The organism is Bacteroidota bacterium, assembly GCA_005882315.1.
In the GTDB taxonomy this organism is placed as follows: Bacteria; Bacteroidota; Bacteroidia; order Chitinophagales; family Chitinophagaceae; genus VBAR01.
This window is the reverse complement of record VBAR01000001.1, coordinates 2,171,651-2,190,587: the sequence shown is the minus strand read 5'-3', so window position 1 is coordinate 2,190,587 and position 18,937 is coordinate 2,171,651. Positions and strand designations below refer to the sequence as shown.

The 18,937-nt window shown below is 39.0% G+C and carries 16 protein-coding genes; 1 reads left to right on the top strand and 15 read right to left on the bottom strand.

Annotated features, from left to right (window positions below):
- Positions 1–441 (bottom strand): dehydratase, encoded by a 441-nt coding sequence (locus E6H07_09065; protein TMI66036.1) that lies wholly within the window; start codon positions 439–441, stop codon positions 1–3.
- Between the two features lie 330 nt (positions 442–771).
- Here E6H07_09065 and E6H07_09060 point away from each other — a divergent pair, with 330 nt between their 5' ends.
- Complete coding sequence (locus E6H07_09060; GenBank protein TMI66035.1) at positions 772–1,431, top strand: HAD family phosphatase; 660 nt, start codon at positions 772–774, stop codon at positions 1,429–1,431.
- A gap of 48 nt (positions 1,432–1,479) precedes the next feature.
- Here E6H07_09060 and E6H07_09055 read toward each other — a convergent pair whose 3' ends face one another.
- From E6H07_09055 to ccoN, 14 genes are all read right to left on the bottom strand, one after another.
- Entirely contained in the window at positions 1,480–3,228 is a 1,749-nt protein-coding gene (locus tag E6H07_09055) for a sodium/solute symporter (GenBank protein ID TMI66034.1), read from the bottom strand.
- 24 nt (positions 3,229–3,252) lie between these two features.
- On the bottom strand, positions 3,253–4,755 hold the full coding sequence (araA, locus tag E6H07_09050; protein ID TMI66033.1) for an L-arabinose isomerase: 1,503 nt from the start codon (positions 4,753–4,755) through the stop codon (positions 3,253–3,255).
- A gap of 9 nt (positions 4,756–4,764) precedes the next feature.
- Positions 4,765–5,895 (bottom strand): galactose mutarotase, encoded by a 1,131-nt coding sequence (locus tag E6H07_09045; GenBank protein TMI66032.1) that lies wholly within the window; start codon positions 5,893–5,895, stop codon positions 4,765–4,767.
- Between the two features lie 20 nt (positions 5,896–5,915).
- The gene (locus E6H07_09040; GenBank protein ID TMI66031.1) at positions 5,916–6,614 is read right to left on the bottom strand and encodes an L-ribulose-5-phosphate 4-epimerase; all 699 of its coding nucleotides are present in this window, start codon (positions 6,612–6,614) and stop codon (positions 5,916–5,918) included.
- A 33-nt stretch (positions 6,615–6,647) separates the two neighbouring features.
- The gene (locus E6H07_09035) at positions 6,648–8,285 is read right to left on the bottom strand and encodes a ribulokinase (GenBank protein TMI66030.1); all 1,638 of its coding nucleotides are present in this window, start codon (positions 8,283–8,285) and stop codon (positions 6,648–6,650) included.
- A gap of 88 nt (positions 8,286–8,373) precedes the next feature.
- Positions 8,374–9,087 carry an NUDIX hydrolase gene (locus tag E6H07_09030; GenBank protein TMI66029.1) on the bottom strand — a complete coding sequence of 238 codons (714 nt, stop codon included), beginning with the start codon at positions 9,085–9,087 and terminating at the stop codon, positions 8,374–8,376.
- Positions 9,088–9,128: 41 nt separating this feature from the next.
- The gene (locus tag E6H07_09025; protein ID TMI66028.1) at positions 9,129–12,545 is read right to left on the bottom strand and encodes a DUF4982 domain-containing protein; all 3,417 of its coding nucleotides are present in this window, start codon (positions 12,543–12,545) and stop codon (positions 9,129–9,131) included.
- A gap of 136 nt (positions 12,546–12,681) precedes the next feature.
- Positions 12,682–12,876: a hypothetical protein gene (locus E6H07_09020; protein ID TMI66027.1), complete on the bottom strand. Its 195-nt coding sequence runs from the start codon at positions 12,874–12,876 to the stop codon at positions 12,682–12,684.
- Positions 12,877–12,994: 118 nt separating this feature from the next.
- Complete coding sequence (locus E6H07_09015; GenBank protein TMI66026.1) at positions 12,995–13,699, bottom strand: sulfite exporter TauE/SafE family protein; 705 nt, start codon at positions 13,697–13,699, stop codon at positions 12,995–12,997.
- Complete coding sequence (locus tag E6H07_09010) at positions 13,696–14,133, bottom strand: hypothetical protein (protein ID TMI66025.1); 438 nt, start codon at positions 14,131–14,133, stop codon at positions 13,696–13,698. Before E6H07_09010 ends, E6H07_09015 begins: the two co-directional genes overlap by 4 nt.
- 11 nt (positions 14,134–14,144) lie before the next feature.
- Positions 14,145–15,590 carry a cytochrome c oxidase accessory protein CcoG gene (ccoG, locus tag E6H07_09005; protein ID TMI66024.1) on the bottom strand — a complete coding sequence of 482 codons (1,446 nt, stop codon included), beginning with the start codon at positions 15,588–15,590 and terminating at the stop codon, positions 14,145–14,147.
- Between the two features lie 30 nt (positions 15,591–15,620).
- A complete protein-coding gene (locus tag E6H07_09000) occupies positions 15,621–16,550 on the bottom strand; it encodes a c-type cytochrome (GenBank protein ID TMI66023.1) in 930 nt (309 codons plus the stop codon).
- A 2-nt stretch (positions 16,551–16,552) separates the two neighbouring features.
- Positions 16,553–16,768, bottom strand: a complete 216-nt coding sequence (locus tag E6H07_08995) for a cbb3-type cytochrome c oxidase subunit 3 (GenBank protein ID TMI66022.1) — start codon at positions 16,766–16,768, stop codon at positions 16,553–16,555.
- 12 nt (positions 16,769–16,780) lie between these two features.
- Positions 16,781–18,937: a cytochrome-c oxidase, cbb3-type subunit I gene (gene ccoN / locus E6H07_08990; GenBank protein TMI66021.1), complete on the bottom strand. Its 2,157-nt coding sequence runs from the start codon at positions 18,935–18,937 to the stop codon at positions 16,781–16,783.

Sequence of the window (18,937 nt, the reverse complement as noted above, 5' to 3'; positions counted from 1 at the left end):
TTACCCTTTTTTGTTTACCAATAACAAATGCTCACACACCATTACCAATTCATTATCCTGGTTAAAACACTCCACCAGTTCTGTTACCAGTCCAAAGCCGGGCTTTTTATGTTCTTTACTCTCTTTCACTGTTACCGTCACTTTTATAGTATCACCAATAAAGACAGGTTTGATAAACCGCAACCTTTCATATCCATATGTCATCGATACTTCGTTTACAAAATCGGCTGTAAGGCCGATCGCTACTGTAAATATCAACGTACCGTGAGCTATCCTTTTTTTAAAGGGCTGTGTTTTACACCATTCCTCATCCATATGATGCGGGAAAAAATCGCCTGATTGCCCTGCGTGAATTATAATATCCGTTTCTGTGATTGTTCTTCCCTTTGTCACCCTCTTCTCGCCTGTAATAAATTCCTCAAAATATTTTTTTATAAACATGGCCGATCTGATAAAATGAATAAACCCGTTATATTAAGCTGGTTATTTACCCGGGATTGCTGAAAAGGGATGACGAAAGAAGCGTTTGAATAAGAAAGCAGTGGAGTTTTCTCTATGGCAAATGCTGGATCATCAATCGAATTTTATACAATCGTAGGCTACCTGTGAAATTCATTTTTTACGATAAATTTCAGGATATTAAATTAGAACGGAATAAAGGCCAGCCCAATGTCAGGTTTTACTGTATTGATGGAAGATTTTACTATTCATTTTTGAGCCTAAAATGAAAGAAACGAGCAACAATTTGATTATACAAAGTATCATTGCAGCATGAATTATAAAGCATTCTTATTTGACCTGAACGGTACTATGATCGATGATATGGAGTATCATATTAAAGCATGGCACAGGATATTAAATGACCTGGGTGCTGATCTTAGTGTTGAACGGGTGAAAGAAGAATGCTATGGAAAAAATCATGAACTGATCGAACGCATTTTCCCTGGCAGGTTTAGCGAAGAGGCAAAGAACAAAATGAGTATAGATAAAGAAACGCAATACCAACATGAGTTCCGGCCACATTTAAAATTACTAAATGGCCTTGACGATTTTTTAAAACAAGCAAAGAATAATAATATTAAAATGGCGATCGGCTCCGCTGCAATTATGTTTAATATCAATTTTGTACTGGACGGTTTAAATATCCGGCATTATATCGATGCTATTGTGAGTGCTGATGATGTTGCATTCAGTAAGCCCAACCCAGAAACATTTACCCGTTGTGCTGAATTGCTTCATGTATCGCCCAAAGATTGTTTAGTATTTGAAGATGCTCCTAAAGGTGTAGAAGCTGCTGCGAATGCAGGGATGGATTGTGTTGTGCTTACTACAATGCATACGGCAGAAGAGTTTCAGCAATACAAGAGTATTAAAATGATAGTAAATGATTTTTCTTCTCCAGAACTAAAAGATTTATTTAGCAAAAAATAAAAGGCAGTCCGAAGACTGCCTTTATCATCGATCATTAAATAATTATTATCACCAAAACTTAGCGTACAACACGGTAAGGATAAGTAATGTAACTACGATCATTGCAACAATTGATGGTTTCAGTTTAAACATTTCTTTATCCAGTACAAAAGCTTTCGGATTTATTTTCGGACCTGCTAGACTAAAGCCCACCATTACCAATACAGTAAAGAAGAATGACCAGCCCATATTGATAAGGAATGGTATCTGGTAAACTTCTTTTCCTTTTTCCACTGTATGGAATGCTGTATATAACCATGTTTCATTTCCAAACATGGAAACTGCATAGTTATTAAAGAAGATCGCTAGTGCTAAACCGGTAATAAGACCAGCTACTGCGGCAGGGCCAGTTGTACGTTTCCAGAACATACCGAGTATGAACATGGCAAATACACCAGGGCTGATAAAGCCCGTATATTTTTGAATGAAAGTGAAACCGCCTTCGCCGCCAATGCCCAACAGATCGTCCCATGTAAAAAGTAATGAAATAAGAATTGCAATCACGGCAACTATTCTTCCCGTCCAAACTTGTTTCTTTTCATCTGCATTTGCTGCCATTTCAGTTTCCAGAAGATTTAAAACATCACTTTGAACAGGTTCTTCTTTTTTCTTTTTAAAGTACTTGTTATGGATATCGTATGTATAAATGGTCGAAATACTATTGAGTTTACCTGCCAATGAAGCAACAATAGCTGCTGTTAACGCTGCAATAGATAAACCCTTTAACCCTTCGGGTAAAAATCCAAGAATGGAAGAATAAGCACTATCCATTCCATTTACTTCCAGATGTCCGCTTTTATTTAATACATATGCGGCAATGCCCGGCAGCATAACAATAACCGGCATAAACAATTTCAGAAACCCCGCAAATAAAATTCCTTTGCGTGCAGTTTGCAGATCGGCGCCCAATGCCCGTTGTGTAATGTATTGATTACATCCCCAGTAATTCAGGTTTACGATCCACTGACCCGCAAAATACATTGCAAGCCCTGGCAGCAATAAATATTTATTGATATACTCCTGCGAAGCATCTGCATCGGGTTTAGATAAGATCATATGAAAATGACCCGGTGCTTCTTTTAATAATGTATTGAAACCGGCGATAGCATCCCGGCCCAAACCAAATTTTTCACTCACGATCGTCAATGCAAAATAAATAGTTGCAAAACCGCCTATGATCAAAACAGCAACCTGAATTACATCTGTATAACCAATAACTTTCATACCTCCGAGTGTGATGATCAATGCAAAAATGGCAAGGCCGATCATGATAGCATGAAAATATTCCGGCCCAACCAGCCCACTGATCGCAACCGCTCCAAGAAATAAGATAGAAGTAAGGTTTACAAATATGTAAAGGAATAACCAGAAGATGGCCATGATCAATGATACGGTTTCATTATACCTTGTCTTCAAAAATTGCGGCATGGTATATATCTTATTCTTTAAATAGATCGGGATAAACCAGACAGCAATAATGATCAATGCAACGGCTGCTATCCATTCATAGGCTGCAACAGCAACACCGACAAAGAATCCATTTCCGCTCATTCCGATAAATTGTTCTGCAGAAATATTAGAAGCGATCAGCGATGCACCAATAGCCCACCAGGTAAGAGAACCTTCTGCTAAAAAATAATCATGTGAAGCTGTAATAGAGGCTTTCTTTTTCCTTCTGTATACCCAATAACCATAACTGGCTATCAGGATAAAATAAAAAATAAATACGGCAATGTCACTGCTGGCAAGTTTGTTCATTTCGTTTTGGTTAAATTATTTGTATCAGGATTTATTCAGTTGAAAATACATATCGCTCCATCTTAAATTATTCTTGAACTCTGAAATTGCGGTATTTTTTCCAATTAACACAAATTCAATTCCCGCCATTTCAGCGAAATCTTCCAGATGTTCCGATGTAAGATTTTGAGAGTAACAGGTATGATGTGCACCACCTGCCAATATCCATGCTCCACAAGCTGTCTGCATATCCGGCAACGGTTTCCATAATACTCTTGCTACTGGAAGTTTAGGCAAATCATATTGCGGTTTTACAGCCTGCACCTCATTTACCAATAACCGGAATCGGTTGCCCATATCAACTACAGATGCATTTAATGCAGCACCTGCTTTTACATTAAACACTAATCTCACGGGATCTGCTTTTCCACCAATACCTAATGGATGAATTTCACAAGATGGTTTTCCATTAGCAATGCTTGGACAAATTTCAAGCATATGCGATCCTAAAACAAATTCATTACCCGGTTCAAAATGATAAGTATAATCTTCCATGAATGAATTACCGCCTTGTAAACCGGTTGCCATTACCTTCATTGCTCTTACGAGTGCAGATGTTTTCCAATCACCTTCACCACCAAAACCATAACCTGATGCCATTAATCGTTGAGAAGGAATACCGGGCAACTGAGCCATTCCATGCAGATCTTCAAATGTATCAGTGAAGCCTTTGAAACCGCCGGCCACTAAGAATTTCCGCATACCAATTTCTATTTTTGCGGCATCTCGGAGTGACTGATGTTGATTGCCGTTTTTCTTTAATGAAGGCACCAGTTTATATTCATTGTTGTATACTTCAACCAGATCATCAATTTCTCTTTCTCTTACTTTATTTATAAGTCCTACCAGGTCTCCTATTCCGTGGGTATTTACGCTATATCCAAATCTCAATTCCGCTTCTACTTTATCGCCGTCTGTAACAGCGACCTGTCGCATATTATCACCAAAGCGTACAAACTTTGCCAGTTGCCAATCATTCCATCCTGCGGCAGCACGACACCATATATCAATTTTGTTTACGACATTTTCATCAGCCCAATGTCCTACTACAACTTTCCTGTTCAACCGCATACGGCTCATCATAAAACCAAACTCACGATCGCCATGTGCAGATTGATTCAGGTTCATAAAATCCATATCAATTTCACCCCATGGAATATCCCGGTTAAACTGGGTATGCAAATGCAATAAAGGTTTGTGTAAAATCTTCAAGCCATTGATCCACATTTTCGCCGGTGAAAAAGTATGCATCCATGTTATCAGCCCGATGCATTTTTTTTCTGTATTCGCCTCCATACAGATGTTATAAATTTCTTCTGTTGACTTTACTACAGGTTTGAATTTAACCTGCACAGAAATTTTATCAGACGTATTAAATGAGGCGGCAATCTTTTGAGAATGTGCGGCTACCTGTTTCAGAGTTTCTTCACCATACAAATCCTGGCTGCCGGTTACAAACCAAACTTCCAGCTTATTAAAATGTTTCATTATAATATTTTACTTGGTTGAAAATTTATAGACAGATGTTTGCCTGTAAGTTTCTCCCGGTTTTAAAATTGTAGTTGGAAATGCTGGTTGATTTGGACTATCAGGATAATGTTGTGTTTCGAGACAAAGCGCAGCATGCTTTACATATTTCTGTCCGTGCAAAGTATTCGTCAATGTGCCATCCAAAAAATTACCTGAATAAAATTGTAAGCCGGGTTCAGTGGTAAATACTTCCATGAATCTTCCGCTGCCAGCATGATATAAAGTTGCAACCTGTTCTAATGTAGTTCCGTTTTTATTCAGAACCCAGTTATGGTCATAGCCACCGCTTACGCTATCAATTTCTTTTCCGATTGCTTTTGCTGTATTAAAATCCATAGGCGTTGATTTTACTGGATCAATTTTACCGGTTGGAATTAATTTATCATTTACAGGAGTATAACTATCAGCTTTTATCAACAACTCATGTCCGAGTATTGTTGAATCACTACCGCCTGAAAGATTGAAATAGCAATGATTTGTCAGATTTATCGGAGTAGCCTTATCAGTTGTTGCAGTATAATCGATTTTCAATTCGTTTGCAGAGCTCAGTGAATAGATCACTTCAATATTTAAGTTACCGGGATAACCTTCTTCACCATCTTTACTTTGGTAAGTTAATTTCAAACTGCTGTCGCCAGCTAGTTTTTCAATATTCCAATAAACTTTATCATAACCTTTATTGCCGCCGTGTAATGTATTGCCATGATCATTTGCAGCTAGTGTGTATGTCTTTCCATCTAGATCAAACTTGGCATTGGCAATACGGTTACCATATCGTCCGATCAATGATCCGAAATAAGGGTCGCCTTTTTGCAGGTATCCATCAAGTGTCTCATACCCGAGAACAACATCACCCAATTTACCCTGCTTATCAGGAGCAAGAATTTTTGTAACGGTTCCACCATAATTAATAATACTCACCTGCATTCCCGAAGGGTTGGTAATGGCATACTCGGTTACCGGTTTAGTTTCAAAATTGCCAAAGGCTTTTTCAGTAATACTGAATTTGCTGTCGGTCTTTTCTTCGGTTGTTTTGTTGTTGTTGCATGATGAAGCAAACAAAATGATAGCAGGCAAAACGTTAAGAATTTTTTTCATGAATAAAATATTTAAAAAGATTATTGGCCGTAATAAGAATCAGGGCCGTGTTTACGTTCAAAATGTTTTTTTATCAATGCATCTTTCAATCTTTCCGCAGATGGGTTTATTTGTTCAGTTAACAAGGCCATTTTGGCTATTGCTTCCAGGACAGCGCTGTTATGCACCGCCTTACCGGCATTTTTACCCCAGGTAAATGGAGCATGATTGCCCACCAAAACCATTTCCACTTCTGCATAGTCCAGTTTTTTTTCTTTAAAACAATTCATTATCTGGAAACCCGTCTCGTATTCATAATTCCCTTTTATCATTTCATCACTCATTGGGGGTGCGCAGGGAATATCAACGGTGTTATAATCTGCATGTGTTGTTCCGAAAATCGGGATGTCTCTTTGTGACTGTGCCCATGCAGTAGCGTATGTAGAATGTGTATGAACAATACCTCCGATCTTTTCCCAATGCTTGTACAATACAGCATGTGTCAGCGTATCCGATGAAGGACGAAGATCTCCTTTAACAGTATTGCCATCAAAATCCACGATCACCATTTTATTTGGCGTTAATTCATCGTAAGGCACGCCGCTTGGTTTTATGGCAAACACACCCAGATCTCTGTCAGCAGCACTTACATTACCAAACGTAAACAACACAAGCCCCAACTCAGGCAACTGCATATTTGCTTTATATGCTTCTTCTTTTATATGTTGATATTTACCCATATGTTTATTCAATTAAAACTTTACAGTCAGGTGTTACGATTGCTTTTCAATAAATGCACCCAGCTTTTTATATTTCTTAAATTTTCTTTTGTAGGCCGAAACATTTTTCTTTATTGGTTTGTACTCTTTTTCAAACCCCTGTCCCATCGCAGCCATTGCATCTTCTACATTATTATATATACCTGCAGCAGTAGCAGCAAACATAGCCGCACCAGCTGCACAGGTTTGATCGCTTTTATGAACCCTGATAGGCATATTCATTATATCAGCCATTGTTTGCATAATATAAGGTGATTTTTTTGCAACACCACCCAAACCAATTAAACCTTTGACCGGAATGCCTTCATCAATAAATCTGTCAACGATTGCTTTGGCGCCAAAACAAGTTCCTTCCACTAATGCTTTAAAGATTCGTGGCGCATCGCTGCCAAGATTCAGGTTAGCAATTGCTCCTTTTAGTAACTGGTTGGCATCGGGTGTTCTTCTGCCATTAAACCAATCTACAGCAATTTCATCGCTGTCATTCAATGGGAGTTTGGCAGCTTCTTCAGAAAGGCTATCGATAATATTATCGCTGAGTTGTTTTTTTAACTCCTCGTCTGTTATTTGATTTAGCGGCCAGCTCAATAAATTTTTAAACCATGCATACACATCACCAAATGCTGACTGACCTGCTTCAAGACCAATCATACCTGGAATAACAGAACCATCTACCTGTCCGCAAATTCCTTTGATCGTTTTTCCATGTATATCATCAGCAGGCGCCACCAGCATATCACAAGTAGATGTGCCCATCACTTTACTTAAGTAATAGGGTTCTATCTGTCCACCAACTGCACCCATATGTGCATCGAATGCACCAATACCAATTACAACATCAGTTGATAAGCCCAGCTTTGCCGCCCATTCACTGCATAAATTACCTGCAGCTTTATCAGCGGTATATGTTTCTGTAAAAAGTTTTGAAGTAAATCCATCGAGTAATGGATCGAGTGATGCAAAAAAATCATTGGGAGGAAATCCATTGAATGCTTCCGCCCATAAAGCTTTATGACCTGCACTGCACACACCTCTTTTCATTTGTTTAGCATCGTTACCTCCGGTTAATAAAAAAGGTATCCAGTCGCAATGCTCCGCAAAAGATGCAATGCTGTTTCTTATGGCTTCATCTTCTCTTAATATATGCAGCAACTTTGCCCAAAACCATTCAGAAGAATAAATACCGCCAACATATTGCAGGTAATCCGCAGGAAATTTTGTTCCATGTTCATTTATCTCGGCTGCTTCTTTGGTGGATGTGTGATCCTTCCACAGCACAAACATAGCATTTGGATTTTCTGCAAACTGTGGTAATAATGCCAGTGGCGTTCCTGTTTTGTCAACAGCAACTGGTGTAGAACCTGTAGTATCGATTGAAATCGCTTTTACATCCCTTACAATATCGCTACCTGCTTTTTGAAGACAATCTTTTATTGTTGCTTCCAGCCCTTCGATATAATCCAACGGGTGCTGACGAAAAAGATTTGCGGAAGCGTTGCAATACATACCTTGTTTCCAACGGGGATAATAAAAAATGGAAGAGGCAATTTCAGTACCATTGGCAGCATTTACCAATACTGAGCGAACGGAATCTGTTCCGTAATCGGTTCCGATGACATAGCAATCTTTCATAATAAGTGTCAAAATAACACTTTAAAATTGACTGGAGAAAAAAATATTTTTGAATTCACAGCCGACAGGGCAGCACAGTATTCCCACCTTAGTTTTTCCTGAATATATCTTTCGTCGGAAGAAAACTCATAAATGTCTGAAGGTTAGAATAATATTTTCTTTTATCCAGTTTATAATAAAATGCTCCTTTTTTAGATGATAGCCTCTCCTTCTCTTTTTGCTTTATCACTAACCCTGCTGAGACCAGCTTGCGCATAAAATTCCGTTTGTCAAATTCTTTTTGGTAAATGGCTTTATACAAACTCAGTAATTGAGGAAAGGTAAATTTATCCGGCAGTAATTCAAATAATATTGGATGTAAAGCAGCCTTGTATTGCAATCGTCCTAATGCTTCATCGGCCATTTTCCGGTGATCAAAGATCAGTTTTGGTAATTTATTTAATGAGAACCATTCTGGCTTGTAATCATTACTGATCTGCTTTTCATATTTATGAATATCGATAAGTGCAAAATAAGTAACCGATACAGTACGATCGAACGGATCTCTTTTCAAATCACCGAAAGCATGCAACTGCTCCATGTAAACACTCTCCAACCCGGTAAGTTGTTTTAAAACCCGTACAGCCGCATTATCGAGACTTTCATCTTCATTTACAAATCCGCCCATCAGGCTCCACTTATCTTTCTCAGGTTCAAAGCCGCGATGGATGAGTAAAAGTTTTAATTCAGTTCCGTCAAAACCGAAAATGACACAATCCACAGCAACTAGTATCGGGGTTTGATTGTAACGGCTTTGCGGCATTGATCAAAAATAAGGAGATAGTTTTTACCGCCAAGAATACTTTATTTATTCATCATAAACCTCTTCGACAGTTCATCATACAGTAATAAAAGGTTATTCGATTTACCATCATTGTCAAAGATTTTTTCCCATGTGTTTAGCGGCTCCCAAATGCAAGTGCCCTTACCCTTACCATCAGGTAATTCAAAAGCAATTTTGTTCACTTCTTCTTTCAATGCCGAATATTCAACGACAATCACATCTTTATTATAACGGCGAACCAAATCCTTGAGATTACTTTCCAGGTCACTGAGTGTACCATGCCATTTCGGATAATAGGATTCACCAATCACATCAAAATGTACGCCCCTGGCAATCATATTATCGATAAAGAAAACCGATTCATGATTTTGTCCACCCAATGCTATATGCAGCATCATAGCGACATTGGGATCTACTGCTTTTACGGCAGCTGTTCCTGCACTAATGAGCTGTGCAGTGGCATCAATATTCCTCGCATTTCCATCGGGCCATACAAGACCATGATTAATTTCGTTTCCTATCTGCACCATATCGGGTGTTGTGCCCTGTGCTTTTAATTCCTCCATTACTTTTTTAGTATAATCATACAATGCTTTTTTCAAATCCGTGAAGGATAAATTTTTCCATGCTGCAGGTTTATATTGCTTTCCGGGATCGGCCCATGTATCGCTGTAATGAAAATCCAACAAGAGCTTCAACCCGGCTGCTTTAACCCTTTTTGCCATTTGTTTGGTATGCTCTAAATCACAAAAACCTTTTTTAGGAGAATAACCGCTATCACTTGCCGGATCATTAAATATGCGTAGACGTATATAATTAAATCCATGCTCTTTTAAAATTTGTATGGCATCTTTTTCAACTCCCTTATCAGAAAATTTAATTCCTCTATCCTCAAGCTGAGGAAGAAAAGAAATATCAGCACCCATCATTTTGTCAACAGGCCTTGGTTTAGCTGCTTCACCTTTGAGCTGATATTTTTCATCAGTAGTAATCGTGTTTGCATTTTCATATGATACAGTAATAATATCAGTTGAACCGCTGAACAAGCCGGATGAAGATGCTTCAAACTTTATGATACCCGGTTCACCTGTGCCCTGAACAATTACCTGGCATTTACCATTAAAGGCACTTCGCTGCCATGCACCATCCACACATTTATCCGGTTCATGACTGCTGGGATCACCGTTACCTACTCCAATAATTTTGCCCGGACCGCTGATAGTAAACCGAACCATATTATTTGCATCGGGTACTTCTCTTCCTTCACGGTCAATGATACTTATATTCATCACTGATGCATCTTTTCCATCAGCCAGCATCACTGTTTTGTGAGGTGTTAATTGCACTTCAGCAGGGGCTCCTGTCGTTTCAATTTTCGAAGTAAGCTTTTTTCCTTTTTTGTATGCAACAGCTTCCAATTTACCCGGTTCAAATTTTACATTCCATCGTAAATGACTGTTACGTGGCATATCTTTTTTGCCAAGACTTTTTCCATTTAAAAACAACTCCACGTTATCTGCATTACTGTTTACCCATACATCAATTTCTTTTGCAGGCTGTCCCCATTCATTGCGATGATTCCAATGTGGTGAAATATGCAGTACATCTTTATCCGTCCACCAGCTTTGATAGTAGTAATAAATATTCTTTGGAAAACCGCACATATCCATAATACCAAAATGGGAATTGATATTGGGCCATTTGTAAGGAGTAGGCTCACCGCGATAATCAAAGCCTGTCCAAACAAAACCACCCAACCAATAATCATTGGGTGCTGCAAGCTTCCACCATGTTTCTGCTGTACTTGCCCACCATGGCGCTGTTAAATCCTGGTCGGGTAAATAGCCACGGATAGAATCTTTTTGCCAAATACCACGGGTAGTAACGGTACTTCCCATTTCGGTACCTAGTATCGGCTGATCCGGATGTTCCTTATGATAATCTTCCACTGCAAATTGGCGATAGTTAAAACTGCGAACCGGTATTACTTCATTCACACCACGAAATACATTTGCTACATCAGCGGCGTAGGTGCAAGTTCTTGTTGGATCAAGTTGTTTTAGTTTGGCAATAAATGTCTGAGCAATTCTTTTACCACTGGTTTGTGTATGGATCCAGCCTTCTTCATTACCAATACTCCATATAAAAACAGATGGATGACTCCTGTCTCTTTTTACCAGGCGTTCAAACTGGCTCATATATTCCGGGCCACTATTGAGTAACCGTTGTTCATCCATTACCAGCATACCTAAACTATCACATGCATCCAGTAATTCAGGTGTTGGTGCATTATGACTTGTCCGGTATGCGTTGGTTCCTAAATCTTTTAATAAACCAATCCTGTAATAGTGAAGATAATCGGGCTGTGCAGACCCAACACCAGCATGGTCGTGATGATTATTAGTACCAAATATTTTTATATACTTACCGTTTAAGAAAATACCATTTGGTTTTATTTCTACAGTACGAAAACCAAAACGCATTTTTTTTGAATCAATAACTTTTCCGTTTTCTTTAAGTTCAACAACAACCCGGTACAGGTAAGGATTTTCAAGACTCCATAACTCGAGATTTACAACTGTTATGGTTTGCTTAGCGGTTTTTTCTTCAAGTGTATTTATAATTACTGGTTGCTCTTTTGCATTGCCAACTATTTTACCTCCCTTATCAGTTAAATAAGTGCTGATGGAATAGTTGGCGCCAGAACTTCCTTCATTAGCAACAGTTGTTTCTACAGTTAGCGTTGCTTTATTATTTGCAATAGAAGAATAAGCAAAAACTCCGTCAGTTGCAATATGAGTATTGGAATATTTATTCAACCATACATGCCTGTAAATTCCTGCACCTTCGTAAAACCATCCTTCGTATTGAGTCGCATCTACCCTTACGCAAATAACATTGTCACGGTTATAATTAATAAAATCTGTTACATCATAACTTTCTCCTACATACCCACTTTTATTATTGCCCAAATAAAATCCGTTGATCCATATATTAGCATCCCGGAAAATTCCATCAAACTGAATTTGAAAACGCTGACCAGAATCTGATTGTGCAACAGTAAAATGTTTGCGATACCAACCGATACTTGTTGCCGGAAACAAGCCACCAACAGGTTTGTAGCCATGACTCTCAACATCAGAATTATCTACGTTTACAAATGGCAATTCGACTGCCCAATCATGCGGAAGTGAGACTATACGCCATGCACTGTCTTTATATCTTGGCTCTATTGCAGTACCCGGAGCTCCGCCAGCTTTTGAAAAAATAGTCCGTATGCTATAATTAAAATCTTTTTCAGGATTTGCAGCATGACCGAGTGCGAATTTCCAGTCATTATCCATGTTAATTCTTTGACGGGGAGATTGCGCTGATGATATTAACCCGACTAATAAAAAGCAAATAACGTTGAGGAATAGTTGTTTTATTTTCTGCATGTGCTTATATAATGTTGTTTTATTTTTACCAAACAAACAATTGCTAAAAAATTTTTCCCCTGTAAAAACAGAGGAAGCTAATTAAGTATTGATCAGCCCGTCTACTCTCTTTTTCGCTGTTGGGTTTATTGCTCCGTTACTGGAATGCTTCCATCGCAACTGTCGGCTTTCCCGAATTATCAAATGCCCCTAATGTATATCCTTTCCAGCCACCATAGCATTGAGGTTCCCAGTATAAAACTCCCAGGCCTTTATTTCCGGTTACTGATTTTACTTTTATAATCAGGTCACTTAAAAAAGATTTACAATTTGCCGTGTCATCCCAAGGCATTCCAACTTCCACTAAGTTTCAATAGGTTTGACATCAACTCTAGACATTACAAGATACAAAAGAGATACATAATCGAAACTAACACCTTATGTAAGATGAAGGATTTTATAAGCAGGTATCAATGACAACTCATTCCACCCCCTGCTACATAGGCAGGGCTCACGAAAGGAATTCCCAATTCCAATCCACGCAATACAAGCAAAGCGGCCATTAAAAATAAAAACACAGGTAGCGCCTTATTAATTTTTAATCTTACCTGTTGATTAAGATAATTGCCGAGAAGTATTGTTGCCATCATTGCAGGAAATGTACCGAGGCCAAAGAAACTCATGAATAATGCTCCATTCAATGAACTTCCGGTAATAACAGATGATGTAAGTGCTAAATAAACAAGTCCACAAGGAAGCAGCCCATTTAAAATTCCGATAAAAAATAATGAGCTTAAATTTTTTGATTGAAACAACTTACCCAACTGCTTACGCAATGCGATAAAGGGGCTATTGAATATAGTTGGCTTTGAAAAATGAAGATATTTTTTTGGAATGAACAGGTATAATAAAATGACTACTCCTAGTATTAACGACAGTCTGCTTTGCCAGTGAGAGCTAATGATCAGTTTACCAATTGAGCCAAATACCAAACCCATCGAAGCGTAAGAAACAATTCTTCCAAGATTGTATAGTGTACCGCCCGCAAAACGGGAAAGATTATCTGAATGAGAAACAGGTAAAGCCAAAGCCAGCGGGCCGCACATACCCACACAATGCAGGCTGCCTGCAAGCCCCATGATAAATGCTGTACCTATGATCTCGATGCTTATCACAAAAATATTTTTCGTTCATTATAATATTTTTTTCCGTCGGCTGTCCAGGAAAGTTTGAGCTCATACAGCCCTTTTGCTCCTTCTGGCAGCGATTGATTAAATTCAGGAGCATTGATCGTAAAACTTTTCCTGAAATCTTTCTTATCATCAGCCGGGTAATAGAGATAAAAGTCCACATCAATTTTTTTGTCCTTCATTTCAATAGGAAAGCGGACTGTAACGGCTCCTTCATTTCTTTCGACTGAAACCGGTGCAGATAATGCATTCGCATTGGCTGACTGATCGATCACCTGCTGGTATTTCAGTTCTTCGCCATAGTAATCTTTAGTTACCATATCAAACCGTTCATTGTTTGCTTTAAAAACCAGGAATACAATGCCTGCTACAAAGAGCAGGTAAACACCAGCTATTTTATATCCCCATGAAATTTTCATAATCGTTATTTTTAAGATCCTGGTCCGAGAAATGTTGTTTTCAATGTCTCCAGTTTTTTATTGCCCTGGTAAACACCCAATACAATCGGTGTTTTTCTTTTTGTGATCAATGAGCTATCAATTTTTACGAAGAAGGGTGTCTGGAAATAAGATTCCTTCGGTACTATTAATTCTCTCGCTACTACTTCTATCTCGCCTTTTATATTCTCCAGCTTTAGTGTTACTGGCACATCATGCCTTGTTTTATTTGCTAGCTTAATATTGAAAAGATTACTGATCCTTCCATCCGGCATTTCCTGGTACAATTGCCCGGCAGTGCGAAGTATCCTTGCATCCACATCATCACGGGTAGTTAATAATATAACCAGCACACTAAGCAACACAGCAAGTACGACAGAGTAACCTGCAAACCGCCAGTTGAATTTTGATTTTTTACTGTGTGCAATATTTTCTTCTGATTCATACCGGATCAGGCCCAATGGTTTATTGATCTTATCCATGATCGCATCACAGGCATCAATACATGCAGTACAGTTCACACATTCAAGCTGTGTACCATTGCGTATATCAATCCCGGTAGGGCATACACGAACACAGGCATGACAATCGATGCAATCACCATTATCACTATTAACAGTATAATCCTTTTTTAAATGACCCCTCGGTTCGCCTCTTACATAATCATAAGCAACAACAATTGATTTTTTATCGAGCAATACTCCCTGCAACCTTCCATAAGGGCAAACAACAATACATACCTGCTCCCTGAACCAGTAATAAACAAAAAAGAAAGCGGTAGTAAAACCAAGCAATGAAATAAATGTACCGCTATTCGCAGCTACTCCTTCCTTTGTCATTGCCAGCACACTATCCATACCGATGATATAAGCTAAAAAGAAATTAGCAATGATAAAAGAGACCATGTAAAACACTCCCATCTTCACTGCCCGTTTGCGGATCCTATATCCATTCCATGGCATTTCTTTCAGTTTGCGCTGTGCATTCGCATCACCATCCAGCCAGTATTCAATTTTACGGAATACCATTTCCATGAAAATTGTTTGAGGACATGCCCAGCCGCAAAACGCACGGCCAAAAACAACCGTAAATAAAATAACAAACACCATGAAAGTGAGAAAGCCGATAGCGAAGATGAAAAAATCCTGTGGCCAGAAAACCTGTCCGAAGAAAATAAATTTTCTTTCCACCACATTAAAAAGAAAAAGCGGCTCTCCTTCTACTTTTATAAATGGTAAGGTGAAAAAAACTACGAGGTAAATAACTGAAGTAATCGTTCTCCAGTTATAATATTTCCCAACCGGTTTCTTCGGAAAAATATAATTTCGCTGGCCCTGCTTGCCAATGGTAGCAACAGAATCCCTGAAGGTCTGATCTATAAACTCTCTCTTTCCTTCTACCAGGTGTGAATAATCATCCAACTCGTTCAAGTCTTTCATCTCACTCATATTTCAATAGCTTTATCCTCGTTACTTAGCCGATACCGGCTTCGCTGCTACAGCTGAATCTTTCTTGATTCCTGTACTATCAGTTGGCTTTATACCGGGAATATATTCTGTACCCTGCGGTGCTTTGCCATTTGCAGGGTTGCTACCCTGCAATGACAATACATAGCTCGCAAGATTTTTAATATCTGCAGAGGCGAAATTCTTTCCCCATGCCTGCATGCCTTTTTCAGGCACACCCAATGTGATCGTTCTGAAAACATTATTGAGTGAGCCACCATGCAACCAGAATTTATCTGTCAGGTTTGGACCGACCATATTTCCTTCACCACTTCCCCCATGGCATGGAGTACAATTTTTTGTAAACATTATTTTCCCCTCAGCAATTCCTTTTACATCCGCCATCGTTACTGTTTTTTCGTCTACAGATTCTTTATTATTCTTTCTGAAATCCTCCATTTGTGCAGCAGCAACCATCATCTCTTTTTCATACTCCTGTAGCGGTGTCGGGCCTGTTTCCCATACATGAAAGCGCAGCAGGTACCAAACTCCCAGTACCAGTGTAATATAGAATCCCCATTTCCACCAGGGTGGTAATGCATTATCCAATTCTTTGATACCATCATAATCGTGGTCAAGCAAAACGTCTGCTTCTTTTTCTAATGATGCAGCCTTAGTAAAATATCTTTTATCAAGTTCACCCCACCATTTGCTGAAGCCTGTAGGTGCATTTGGGTTTCCTTTAGCGATATTAGCTTCCTTCTGGTATTTATTATTCAGCGTCAACAGGTAAATAGCTGCAATTAACGCAATCAATACAAAAGCAAATACACCGTATAAAAAGCCCTGCATTCCACTACCTACTCCCAAAGCATTTTGTGAATAAGCAGGCGCACTGAATAAGAATAAGGCTGATGCAAGGGTGAACAATCTGATGAGTTTTTCTGTTCTCATGTTTAAGCTTGTTTTAGGTTATTTGTAGTAAATAGATCATTGTCCCTTGTATCGGAATCAAGTGGCAGGTTGCTTATCTCTTCTATTTTTTTCTTATCCATCTTTTTTACATAGTAAAGCAGTACCACGAAGAATATAAAAAATACCAGGAGGGAAAAAATGGGATAGATACTGATCCCTTCAATACTTGATGCATGTTCTTTTATATACTTAAGCATAATTTTTAATTTTTATTTTTCAGCGATTTTATTTTTCTCTGCATCTGTTCCCATTCTTTGCAGGTAAGCAATGATTGCCACGATCTCTGTATTCGCTAATACTTTTATCTTATCCTTCTTCAGGTTATCAGCTATCTTGTTTGCCTGTTCCATCAAATCTTTATTTGCACTGTTCTCATACCCTTCGGCATAAGGAACACCGATCGTACGCATAGCTTTGATCTTTGCAGGAGTGCTGGCAGTATCCAGCAATTGGTCAATCATAAATGAATACTGGGGCATAATGGAACCCGGTGAAATATCCTGCGGGTTGTCCATATGATTAAAATGCCATGCATCTGTTTTTTTCAAATTGCCAGTTCCTTCTCTTGCCAAATCGGGTCCTGTTCTTTTTGAGCCCCATTGGAACGGATGATCATATACAAACTCACCGGCTTTGGAATATTCACCATAGCGTTCTGTTTCTGAGCGAAACGGACGGATCATTTGCGAGTGACAAGTGTAGCAACCTTCACGTACATAAATATCACGACCCTGCAATTCAAGCGGAGTATAAGGTTTTACACTTGAAATAGTCGGCACGTTTGATTTTACAAGGAATGTTGGGATCATTTCAACTGCACCACCAATTAAGATCACAATCAGTGCAAGTATCATTAAGCGGACTGGTTTTCTTTCGATCTTCCTATGCCAGTGTTCACCACCGTGTGCTGCATATTCTTTTGCCAATGCAGGAGCTTCAGCATCTTCATTTGCCACCAGCTTTCCTTTTTTCATTGTCATAAGCAGGTTGTACATCATCATAATAGCACCCGAAACGAATAGTGCACCACCAAATGCACGGACTGCATAAAATGGTTTCATGTAAATAACAGTATCAATAAACTGGTATTTCAACTGGCCGGCTTCGGTAAACTGTTTCCACATAGATGCCTGCTGAAAACCTGCCCAATACATTGGCACAGCATAAAAAATAATTCCAAGTGTTGCGATCCAGAAATGGGTGTTTGCCATTTTCTTTGAATACAATTCAGTTTTAAAAATTCTTGGTATCAGCCAATAAAGAATACCGAATGTCAGCATGCCATTCCAACCCAAACCGCCAACGTGTACGTGGGCAATGGTCCAGTCAGTAAAGTGGCTGATCGCATTTATTGATTTTAATGCGAGCATCGGACCTTCGAATGTTGCCATACCATAAGCTGTAACGGCAACTACCATAAATTTCAATATCACATCTTCTCTTACTTTATCCCATGCACCGCGGAGTGTAAGTAATCCATTGATCATACCACCCCAGCTTGGAAAAATTAATGTGAAAGAAAAAACAATACCCAGTGACTGCGCCCAGTTAGGTAATGATGTATATAATAAGTGGTGAGGACCTGCCCAGATATAAATAAATATCAATGCCCAGAAGTGAATGATAGAAAGTTTATAGGAAAATACCGGGCGGTTGGCGGCCTTTGGCAAATAATAATACATGAGACCGAGATAAGGCGTGGTTAAAAAGAAGGCAACTGCATTATGACCATACCACCATTGCACCAATGCATCCTGTACGCCGGCATACCAGGAATAACTTTTGAAAAAGCTAACCGGGTATTCAAATGAATTTACAAGATGTAAAACTGCAACTGTAACAAATGTGGCGATGTAAAACCAGATAGCTACATAAAGATGGCGTTCTCTTCTTTTAAGAATGGTTGCAAACATATTCCATCCGAATACAACCCAGATAATTGTAATGGCAATATCAATCGGCCATTCGAGCTCAGCATATTCTTTACTGGTAGTAAGACCAAGTGGCAATGTAAGTGCAGCAGCAACGATGATTGCCTGCCACCCCCAGAAATGTATTTTGCTAAGCAGGTCACTGGCCATACGGGCTTTTAATAAACGCTGAAGCGAATGATAAACTCCCATAAAAATTCCATTGCCGACAAATGCAAAGATGACAGCGTTGGTATGTAAGGGACGTAAACGGCCAAACGTAAGACCGATCGTTTCTTTACCTACTGGTATACCACCAATATTCAAATTAGGAAAAACCATGAGCAGCGCTACCCATAACCCGACCAGCATACCCACTACACCCCATATAATAGTGGCGTAGGCAAAATTTCTTACGATCTTGTTGTCATACTGAAAACGTTCCAGTTGTTGCAT

What these genes read in the sequence shown, in the direction of transcription:
- E6H07_09060 (TMI66035.1), top strand. Translation starts at nt 772, where the DNA reads ATGAATTATAAAGCATTCTTATTTGACCTGAACGGTACTATGATCGAT.
- E6H07_09025 (TMI66028.1), bottom strand. Translation starts at nt 12,545, where the DNA reads ATGCAGAAAATAAAACAACTATTCCTCAACGTTATTTGCTTTTTATTA.
- ccoN (TMI66021.1), bottom strand. Translation starts at nt 18,937, where the DNA reads ATGCAACAACTGGAACGTTTTCAGTATGACAACAAGATCGTAAGAAAT.
- E6H07_09010 (TMI66025.1), bottom strand. Translation starts at nt 14,133, where the DNA reads ATGAAAATTTCATGGGGATATAAAATAGCTGGTGTTTACCTGCTCTTT.
- E6H07_09055 (TMI66034.1), bottom strand. Translation starts at nt 3,228, where the DNA reads ATGAACAAACTTGCCAGCAGTGACATTGCCGTATTTATTTTTTATTTT.
- E6H07_09030 (TMI66029.1), bottom strand. Translation starts at nt 9,087, where the DNA reads ATGCCGCAAAGCCGTTACAATCAAACCCCGATACTAGTTGCTGTGGAT.
- E6H07_09035 (TMI66030.1), bottom strand. Translation starts at nt 8,285, where the DNA reads ATGAAAGATTGCTATGTCATCGGAACCGATTACGGAACAGATTCCGTT.
- E6H07_09020 (TMI66027.1), bottom strand. Translation starts at nt 12,876, where the DNA reads ATGCCTTGGGATGACACGGCAAATTGTAAATCTTTTTTAAGTGACCTG.
- E6H07_09045 (TMI66032.1), bottom strand. Translation starts at nt 5,895, where the DNA reads ATGAAAAAAATTCTTAACGTTTTGCCTGCTATCATTTTGTTTGCTTCA.
- E6H07_09000 (TMI66023.1), bottom strand. Translation starts at nt 16,550, where the DNA reads ATGAGAACAGAAAAACTCATCAGATTGTTCACCCTTGCATCAGCCTTA.
- ccoG (TMI66024.1), bottom strand. Translation starts at nt 15,590, where the DNA reads ATGAAAGACTTGAACGAGTTGGATGATTATTCACACCTGGTAGAAGGA.
- E6H07_09065 (TMI66036.1), bottom strand. Translation starts at nt 441, where the DNA reads ATGTTTATAAAAAAATATTTTGAGGAATTTATTACAGGCGAGAAGAGG.
- araA (TMI66033.1), bottom strand. Translation starts at nt 4,755, where the DNA reads ATGAAACATTTTAATAAGCTGGAAGTTTGGTTTGTAACCGGCAGCCAG.
- E6H07_09040 (TMI66031.1), bottom strand. Translation starts at nt 6,614, where the DNA reads ATGGGTAAATATCAACATATAAAAGAAGAAGCATATAAAGCAAATATG.
- E6H07_08995 (TMI66022.1), bottom strand. Translation starts at nt 16,768, where the DNA reads ATGCTTAAGTATATAAAAGAACATGCATCAAGTATTGAAGGGATCAGT.